The organism is Arthrobacter terricola, assembly GCF_004354015.1.
Lineage (GTDB): Bacteria > Actinomycetota > Actinomycetes > Actinomycetales > Micrococcaceae > Arthrobacter > Arthrobacter terricola.
The window spans coordinates 1-7783 of record NZ_SMRU01000064.1; the positions used below are offsets into that span (position 1 = coordinate 1).

The window sequence follows — 7783 nt, forward strand, 5'->3', positions numbered from 1 at the left end:
GAGATCGGGATGAAGACCAGCAGGGTGAGCAGTGTGCCGGAGGCGGAGCCCAACGTGGTGAAGCTTGAGACGAACCCGCGGCGGCGCTCGGAAGCGTGCTCCAGGCTCATGGTGATCGCGCTGGGTTGCTCGCCGGAGAGGCACAGTCCTTGGATGACGCGGATCGCCACGAGCAGGATCGGTGCGAGAGAGCCGATCTGGGCGTAGGTGGGCAGGCAGCCGATCAGGAAGGTGCAGCCGCCGATGCCGAACAAGGTGAGCATCATGACGAATTTGCGGCCGTAGCGGTCGCCCATGGGGCCCAAGATGAGGGAGCCGAGGGGACGGACGGCGTAGCCGACCGCGAAGGTGATCAAGGAAAGCAGGACGCTGATGCCAGTGGGCAGCTGGGGCGAGAAGAAGAGGACGTTCAGGATCAACGCCGACGAGGTGCCATACACCGCGAAGTCGTAGTACTCCAGGGTCGTGCCGATCCAAGCGGCGAATGCCGCCCTGGCTGGCGTCTTCTTTGGAACTAATGTTTGAGTCAATTCGTCTCCATTGGCGATGGGTGAACAGCGGCTTGGCGTCACACGTGGGCTGTGGAAAAGAGAGTTCGAGTGGAACGTCCTGCTGTGAACTCTCTCGTATGACCATCGTGTGCTTTGCGGCTTGCCGACTGGTCTCAGACATCAAACTAGCGTTTGGGGTGTGGCTCACACAAAGACAGTTTTTGTGTTCCTACATAGCGATCAGTTATGTCTGCAGGCGGGAGACGTTGGACACCCGGAAAGCCGAGTAATGGCCATCCATAGGAAAGCCTTATCTGGTCATTTCGCTTTCGTCTTATTCAGCGTCGATTTCGTTGCCTATCATTGAGCCGCAGATCGATTTTTTGATCATGGGACCCGCCAACGCAGCGCAAGGAAGCCTGGAATGAAGAAGTTCAGCAACACCGACCGGGAACCAGGTAATTCTCAGGGCACGATGGTGGTCGGCGTTGGATCTCATTGCCCTGCGAACGGATTGTGGCAGCCCCTTGAATTATCGGGCGAGGCAATTTTTGTCTTCGAGGGCAGCATCATGCCGGCGCACGACGGAGGAAGCGCCATGTGGACCCTGGTTGACGCGGGGGACAGATCGCGTGCCGGGGGAGTGCCGGCACTGGATCCGGAACCGAGAGGTGAAGGAGAGGCGTGACCTTGGATTGACCCTTGGTGCTGGCAAACCGTCGGTTGGGGATGCAAGGATCGCTTATGGCCAGCCTGATGCTCCTCGATACCGCGTCGCTGTACTTTCGTGCCTTCTACGGCGTGCCGGATTCGATCAGTCGGGCCGACGGCACGCCCGTGAATGCCGTTCGCGGCCTGCTGGACATGATCGCGCGGCTCACCACCGAATACGGGGCGACGCATCTGGTGGCGTGCTGGGACGACGACTGGCGTCCTCAGTGGCGAGTGGACCTGATCCCGACGTACAAGTCGCACCGGGTCGCGGAGTTGGTGGCGGGGGCCCCGGACATCGAAGTGGTGCCGGACGAGCTTGAAGCGCAGATTCCGCTGATCCGACGGGTGCTCGGTCTCGCCGGTATCGCCGTCGTTGGGGTTGCCGGACATGAGGCCGACGACGTCATCGGCACCTACGCCAGTCACGCAGAGATACCCGTCGACGTCGTGACGGGCGACCGCGATCTGTTCCAGGTCGTCGACGACGCCCGCCAAGTGCGGGTCATCTATACCGCGCGGGGTATGAAGAACCTCGAAATCGTGACCGATGCCGTCGTCGTCGGAAAGTATCGCGTGCTGCCCGAGCAGTACGCCGACTTCGCGACGCTTCGCGGCGACGCCTCCGACGGGCTCCCGGGAGTTGCCGGGATCGGTGAGAAGACTGCGGCGTCGTTGCTCGCAGCCTACGGCACCCTGGACGAGTTGCTCGCCGCGGCGTCGGATGGGGGCAGCGGACTGTCCGCGCCCGTGAGGTCGAAACTCGCCGCGGCCGCCGACTATCTCGCCGTCGCGCCCGCCGTCGTGAACGTTGTTAAGAACCTCGCAGTGCCCAGTCTTGGTGAGGCCGGCGCATTGCTGTGTCCCGTCGTCGGCGATTCGCGCGCCGAACTCGAAAGCCTCGCCACCGAGTGGAACCTCGGCGGCTCAGTGAAACGACTCCTTGAAGCCCTCGACCTCAGCCAGTAACAAGACGCCGTGCCGGACCATCCTTTACAGGACGGAGTCCGTCTTGTGGGATCGGATCAACGAGCGTCTGCGCGTGTGGCGGCCGTCGCCAAAGTGGTGTACGGCATCGTAAAGCGGCCGCCCAGCCCATCGATGGCGCGGCCGACAGCGCCCAGTATTTCGGCCAGCTGATCCGGACGAAGCCAGGTGACACCGCCGGTAGTGGGGAGCAGTTCCAGCCATTCTTCGCGCGTGTAGGACCGCTCCCAGTCGAATCGCCACTGTTCTGGGTCGTTGAAATGCCGGGTCTCGCTGATCGCATCGGCGATCTTCGCGTACCCTGCTTGGTACGTCTCTAGTGAACGGCCCGCGGGCTGACTGGCGAACGGGGACTCCGGCGCAACCTTCCGGTAAGCGGCGGCAAACGGCTCGGCTATCTCCTCGGGCGGTTCAAAGACGTGCCCGAAGATCGCCAGGCGCCCGTTCGGACGCAGGACTCGGGCCGCTTTCGCGCAACCGGCAACCGGGTCTATCCAGTGCCAGGACTGGGCGGCGATCACGGCGTCGAACACCCGTCCTGCCGGCTCCCAGGTTTCGAACGTTGCCACTTCGGTTTGCAGGCCGCGCGCCCGCGCGTGTCCGGCCATCCGCGGATCAGGGTCTACACCGAGCACGGAACAGCCGGCAGCCTGGAATTGCCGGGCCGCGATGCCTGTGCCGCAGCCGACGTCGAGCACGTCCGGCCCCGGGCTGCCGGCGACGATACGGGCCACGAGGTCGTCGGGGTAGCCCGGTCTCGCCTCGTCGTAGCGCCGCGGATCGAGGCCGAACGACTCGGCCATCCGTCGAGCCTGATGCAGCTGCGTTGGCTCCGGTTGCTCCCGCGGCAGGATGGACATGCGCCTCAAACCCCCGGAGTGTTCAGCGGCGCTTCGCGACCGACAGCAAGAACACGGAGTCCTCATGGGCCCGCAGCCCGTGCCGGGAATCGGGCACGATGAGCAGATCGCCCGGAGAACCGTCCCAGGAATTCTCCCCGGCAGTGAGGGTCACCCGCCCTTCCAGGACGTAAATTGTCGCCTCGCCCGGGTTCTCGTGTTCGTCCATGACAGCTCCGGCGCGCAGCGCGATGACCGTTTGGCGCATGATGTGCTCGTGGCCCCCGAAAACGGTGTCGGCACTACGCCCGCTCGAAGCTCTGCGGGCCGCCTCCAACTGGGTCCGTGCCAGAGCCGTCAGTGACATCTTTTTCACTTTGCTGTCCTCTTTTTCAGCTACACGGTGCCCTCGGCGGTTCAGTCGATGAGGACTCGGTCAGCGGCCCACGCGCGGGCCATCGTCATATCAAGCTCGGAAGCGACTGGCCCCTGTCCGAAGTAGCCGTTATACGTCGCTACTGGGTCGGGTGAACCCTGCGCCCAGCTGGTTGCCAGATCATCGTAGGCATCGGCGATGCGTGGATCGTCCGCGCTGCAGCCAAGGTCGTTCGCCAAAGCGAGCAACAGTTCGTCCCTCGTGTATTTCAAATCATCGAAACGCGCCATTGGACGCCCCTTCACTTACTGGGTAGCCGTCTCAATTGCGGCCGCCGATGATTCATGGTGACGCCAGAAGCCTGCATAGGGAAGATGAATTGGTTGTTAGTTTGCTTTGAACCAGGGGAGCCCTTTGGGAACGAATCCGGCTTCCAAGTGGAGGACACTCTATTTAGGAAGCCTACTGATTATGTACCGTGGCAACCATCACATCCACTACTGTCCGGGATCGGCGTAGGCATGGCTAGTCGGGGCGGTTATGGCATGACCGCGCCGGTTATCCCCGGGCTCGTCATGCCGCTATGACAAATGGGGTTACAAATGAAGAAAACGACAGCACTTTTCGGACTCCTACTGGCTGCGTCAATGGCGCTCACAGGATGTGGAGGTTCGACAACTGCCGGAAGCACTGCCGCTTCGTCAGCACCGACACCCACTCCGACGCCCACCCCGAAGACCTACACGAACGAGGAACTTGCTTCGATTATTGCGGGGTTGAAGGATGAGCAAGGAAAACCGCTAACTGTGGTGCCCGCTGCACAGATTGACCAAGGCTTGATGGCCCAAAAGCAGTTGCTCCAGTCCGCCGTCATCACGCCTCCGGCATGCGCTGCCGTGGCGAACACCAATGCGCAAGTCCCCGACGGGGCAACGTATGCGGCGGGGCAGAGCCTTTCGGCTGCGGACAAGAGCGCCACCGTGATCACCGCCCTGGCTGTGAAGGATCCGGCTGTGCTGTCGGGCCAGACGAAGAAATCCACTGACGCACTATCGCAGTGCTCGACGTTCACCATCGAGCTCGCAGGGCAGAAGATTCCCACCCAGATCCAGCCATTGTCGGAAAAGACGAACGGCGATCAGTCGATGGGGGCGCTGATGACCCAGGTCCTGCCCTCGGGGCAGAAGCAGATCACGCTTACCGTGACAGGCGTGAAAGGAAATCTCGGGGCTACAGCGATCAAGACCGGCACCGCCGTCACGGCAGACTCTGCGGCAGAACTGGTCAAGCTGGTGAACGCTGTCCTCGGTTAACGGTGATTTGCTGAATACGACGCGACGGCGGTACCTCCCGCGCAACGGTGCCTTGCCGCGGAGCCGCAGGGCCGCCGTCGTCGTCTGCCCTAAAGGTTTGCGCAGCAGCGCGACCGCTCGGATCTGCCCTGAGGTGCTCTGTAGGCTGACGGATCCGGCCTGGCGGGGTAGGTTGTCCCCATGGCGAGCGAAGCAACTACCTTCACCGTTGACGGACCAAATGGCCCCCGAGAGGTTCGGATCTCCAGCCCGAGCCGGGTTCTCTGGCCGGAATTGGGCCTGACGAAGCTGGACCTGGCGCGCTATATCGCCGAAGTCGGTGATGCGTTTATCACCGCAAACGGCGACCGGCCGGTCTCGCTGCAGCGGTTTTCAGACAATATCGACGGCGAGCAATTCTTTTCCAAAAATCCGCCGAAAGGGACTCCCGACTACATTCGGTCCGTGAAGGTGGTTTATCCGAGCGCACGCTCCCACCCCCAACTTGTCCTCGACGAGCCGGCGGCGGCTGTGTGGGCCGTGCAAATGAACACGGTGGTCTTCCACCCGTGGCCTTCGCGCGCGGAAAACCCGGACAATCCGGATCAGTTGCGCATCGATCTTGACCCCCAGCCTGGCACGGACTTTGACGACGCCATCCCCGCCGCCCTGGAGTTGAGGAAGGTGCTTGATGAGGCCGGGCTGACTGCGTTCATCAAGACTTCAGGCAATAGGGGACTGCATGTCTACGCCCCGATCAAGCCGGCTCAGGAGTTCCTGGTGGTGCGGCACGCCGTTATTGCCGCCGCCCGCGAACTGGAGCGGCGCATGCCGGAAAAGGTGACCACCAATTGGTGGAAGGAGGAACGCGGTGAGCGAGTGTTCCTGGACTTCAACCAAGCCAATCGCGACCGCACCATAGCGGGCGCATACAGTCCGCGCGCCCTGTCGCACGCCCCTGTCTCGTGTCCGATCACGTGGGACGAACTGGAGAAGGTCCATCCCAAGGACTTCACCATCCTCACGGTTCCAGACCGCCTCAAGACCGTAGGCGATCCGTGGGCGGACATGAACGCGGATCCGGGCGACATTGACACGCTGATGGAATGGTGGGAGCGCGACGTCGGCTCCGGGCTTGGGGAGCTCCCTTTCCCGCCGGACTACCCCAAGATGCCGGGCGAGCCGCCTCGCGTCCAGCCGAGCCGTGCGCGCAAGGACGGCGAATCGTCCTAAGCGCGCAACGGACTTAAGGACGGATTACACGGTGAACCGTCGTCGGCCGCACCATGGATTGCGCGGCCGACGACGGCGGCATCAGTGCCTGCCCGCTGAACGGCGGGGATTCGGGTCCTGTCAGGCGGCCCTGCGTGCGGCGGCGAGGGCGCCTTCGACGTCGGCGAGGAGTTCGTTCCAGGACGCGACGAACTTGTCGAGGCCTTCGGATTCAAGCAGTGCAACGACGTTGTTGTATGAAACACCGAGGTTTTCGAGTGCGGTGAGGACCGTGTTTGCCTTCGTGTATGTGCCGGTAAGCGTGTCGCCGGTGACGACGCCGTGGTCGAAGGTGGCGTCGAGTGTCTTTTCCGGCATGGTGTTCACGATGCCGTTGGCAGCCAGTTCGGTGACGTAGAGGGTGTCCGGGTAGGCGGGGTCTTTGACTCCGGTAGAGGCCCAGAGCGGGCGCTGCGGACGGGCGCCTGCTTCGGCGAGCACGACCCAACGCTCGGTGGAGAACAGCTTTTCGTAGGCCTGGAAGGCCAGGCGGGCGTTGGCAAGGCCTGCTTTGCCCTTGAGGGCCTTGGCTGCGGGGGTGCCGATTGCGTCCAGGCGCTTGTCGATCTCGGTGTCCACGCGGGAGACGAAGAACGAGGCCACGGAGTGGATCTTGGACAGGTCGTGGCCATTGTCTTTGGCCAGTTCGAGGCCGGTCTGGAAAGCGTTGATCACGGCGCGGTAGCGCTCGAGGGAGAAGATCAGGGTCACGTTGACGCTGATGCCCTCGCCGAGCACTGCCGTGATTGCCTTAAGGCCCTCCAATGTTGCCGGGATCTTGATGAGGACGTTGTCCTTGTCCACCTTCTTGTAGAGGTTCTTCGCCTCGGCAATGGTGCCGTCGGTGTCCCAGGCGAGGCGGGGGTCCACCTCGATGGAGACGCGGCCGTCGACGCCGTTGGTCGCCGCAGCGATCTGGGCGAACAAATCGCACGCATCCGCGACGTCGGTGGTGGTGAGTTCGGTGATGGTGTCCTCAAGGCCGGCGCCTTGTGCAGCGAGTTCCGCGATCTTCGCCTTGTAGTCGTTGCTGGAGGTGATCGCGGCCTGGAAGATCGAGGGGTTGGTGGTCACGCCGACGACGTTCTTTTCGTCGATGAGCTTCTGCAGGCTGCCGCTGGAGAGGCGCTCACGGGAAAGGTCATCGAGCCAGATGGAGACGCCTGCGGCGGAAAGCTGTGCGGTGGGTGTTGGGTTGGTCATGTCTTCTGCTACTTCCTCTGGGAGATTGTGGCCGGTTGACGGCTTGCGGCCGGTGCCGCGGGATGCCCTGGGGGGGTCGTCCCGCGGCACCGGCCGCCAAGGGTTTGCTTCGCTACGTAGTACCGCCCGTGGCCGGGAGCACCGTTCGCGGAGCAGGGTGCTTAGGGCGCTTCCTGCTCACGCTCGAGCTCGCGTTCCAGCTCGAGTTCGTCGTGCAAGGTCAATTTGCCGTGTGTCTCTCCAAGCGCCTTGGCAACGCCGAGCTCGACCGGGCTGAGGTCGGTGATGTCTACTGCATCCAGGCGAGGACCGAGTCCGTCTTCTCCCATGGCGACGTGGCCGATGGTTTCGTATTTGAGTGGGTTGGTTTTGCGTAGGTAGAGGGCCTGGGCTACGCCGGCGAGGAAGAGCCCGGCGGTGATGTAGGGGATGAGTTTGAACAGCAGGGTCGAGGCCGCGGGCCCGGCGGCGGTGTCCAGGTTGGTGATCATCATGATGACGACACAGACCATTCCGATTCCGCCGAGGATCGGTGCGACTTTGGTGCGCCAGACGTTTTCTTCGGGGTGGTGGTGTCGGAAGTAGTTGTAGACGGCGGCCATGGTGATGGTC

9 protein-coding genes and 1 pseudogene are annotated in these 7783 nt (G+C 62.9%); 4 read left to right on the plus strand and 6 right to left on the minus strand.

Annotated elements, in window-relative coordinates; translation table 11 throughout:
• Positions 1-530: MFS transporter (locus E1809_RS25785; RefSeq protein ID WP_133207075.1), on the minus strand; the 530-nt coding region annotated here is incomplete at its 3' end.
• 385 nt (positions 531-915) lie between these two features.
• Between E1809_RS25785 and E1809_RS25790 the strand changes: the two genes are divergently transcribed.
• The gene (locus tag E1809_RS25790) at positions 916-1179 is read left to right on the plus strand and encodes a hypothetical protein (RefSeq protein ID WP_133207076.1); all 264 of its coding nucleotides are present in this window, start codon (positions 916-918) and stop codon (positions 1177-1179) included.
• A 41-nt stretch (positions 1180-1220) separates the two neighbouring features.
• On the plus strand, positions 1221-2171 hold the full coding sequence (locus tag E1809_RS25795; protein ID WP_133207082.1) for a 5'-3' exonuclease: 951 nt from the start codon (positions 1221-1223) through the stop codon (positions 2169-2171).
• A 56-nt stretch (positions 2172-2227) separates the two neighbouring features.
• On the opposite strand, the gene E1809_RS25800 is transcribed toward E1809_RS25795, so the two are convergent.
• From E1809_RS25800 to E1809_RS25810, 3 genes are all read right to left on the minus strand, one after another.
• Positions 2228-2992, minus strand: a complete 765-nt coding sequence (locus tag E1809_RS25800; protein ID WP_205754344.1) for a class I SAM-dependent methyltransferase — start codon at positions 2990-2992, stop codon at positions 2228-2230.
• Between the two features lie 79 nt (positions 2993-3071).
• Positions 3072-3404 (minus strand): cupin domain-containing protein, encoded by a 333-nt coding sequence (locus E1809_RS25805; RefSeq protein ID WP_133207077.1) that lies wholly within the window; start codon positions 3402-3404, stop codon positions 3072-3074.
• 41 nt (positions 3405-3445) lie between these two features.
• Positions 3446-3694, minus strand: a complete 249-nt coding sequence (locus tag E1809_RS25810) for a hypothetical protein (RefSeq protein ID WP_133207078.1) — start codon at positions 3692-3694, stop codon at positions 3446-3448.
• Positions 3695-4006: 312 nt separating this feature from the next.
• Between E1809_RS25810 and E1809_RS25815 the strand changes: the two genes are divergently transcribed.
• Positions 4007-4717 (plus strand): hypothetical protein, encoded by a 711-nt coding sequence (locus tag E1809_RS25815; RefSeq protein WP_133207079.1) that lies wholly within the window; start codon positions 4007-4009, stop codon positions 4715-4717.
• 180 nt (positions 4718-4897) lie between these two features.
• Positions 4898-5929 (plus strand): non-homologous end-joining DNA ligase, encoded by a 1032-nt coding sequence (gene ligD, locus E1809_RS25820; RefSeq protein ID WP_133207080.1) that lies wholly within the window; start codon positions 4898-4900, stop codon positions 5927-5929.
• Between the two features lie 120 nt (positions 5930-6049).
• On the opposite strand, the gene tal is transcribed toward ligD, so the two are convergent.
• Together tal and E1809_RS26940 are read right to left on the minus strand one after the other, a co-directional pair.
• Complete coding sequence (gene tal / locus E1809_RS25825; RefSeq protein ID WP_133207081.1) at positions 6050-7171, minus strand: transaldolase; 1122 nt, start codon at positions 7169-7171, stop codon at positions 6050-6052.
• Positions 7172-7332: 161 nt separating this feature from the next.
• Positions 7333-7783, minus strand: a pseudogene (locus E1809_RS26940) (hypothetical protein); the annotation flags it as partial.

Bases quoted from the DNA above. Each gene is read 5' to 3' on its own strand.
- E1809_RS25790 (WP_133207076.1), top strand. From the start codon at position 916: ATGAAGAAGTTCAGCAACACCGACCGGGAACCAGGTAATTCTCAGGGC.
- E1809_RS25795 (WP_133207082.1), top strand. From the start codon at position 1,221: ATGCAAGGATCGCTTATGGCCAGCCTGATGCTCCTCGATACCGCGTCG.
- E1809_RS25800 (WP_205754344.1), bottom strand. From the start codon at position 2,992: ATGGCCGAGTCGTTCGGCCTCGATCCGCGGCGCTACGACGAGGCGAGA.
- E1809_RS25810 (WP_133207078.1), bottom strand. From the start codon at position 3,694: ATGGCGCGTTTCGATGATTTGAAATACACGAGGGACGAACTGTTGCTC.
- E1809_RS25815 (WP_133207079.1), top strand. From the start codon at position 4,007: ATGAAGAAAACGACAGCACTTTTCGGACTCCTACTGGCTGCGTCAATG.
- ligD (WP_133207080.1), top strand. From the start codon at position 4,898: ATGGCGAGCGAAGCAACTACCTTCACCGTTGACGGACCAAATGGCCCC.
- tal (WP_133207081.1), bottom strand. From the start codon at position 7,171: ATGACCAACCCAACACCCACCGCACAGCTTTCCGCCGCAGGCGTCTCC.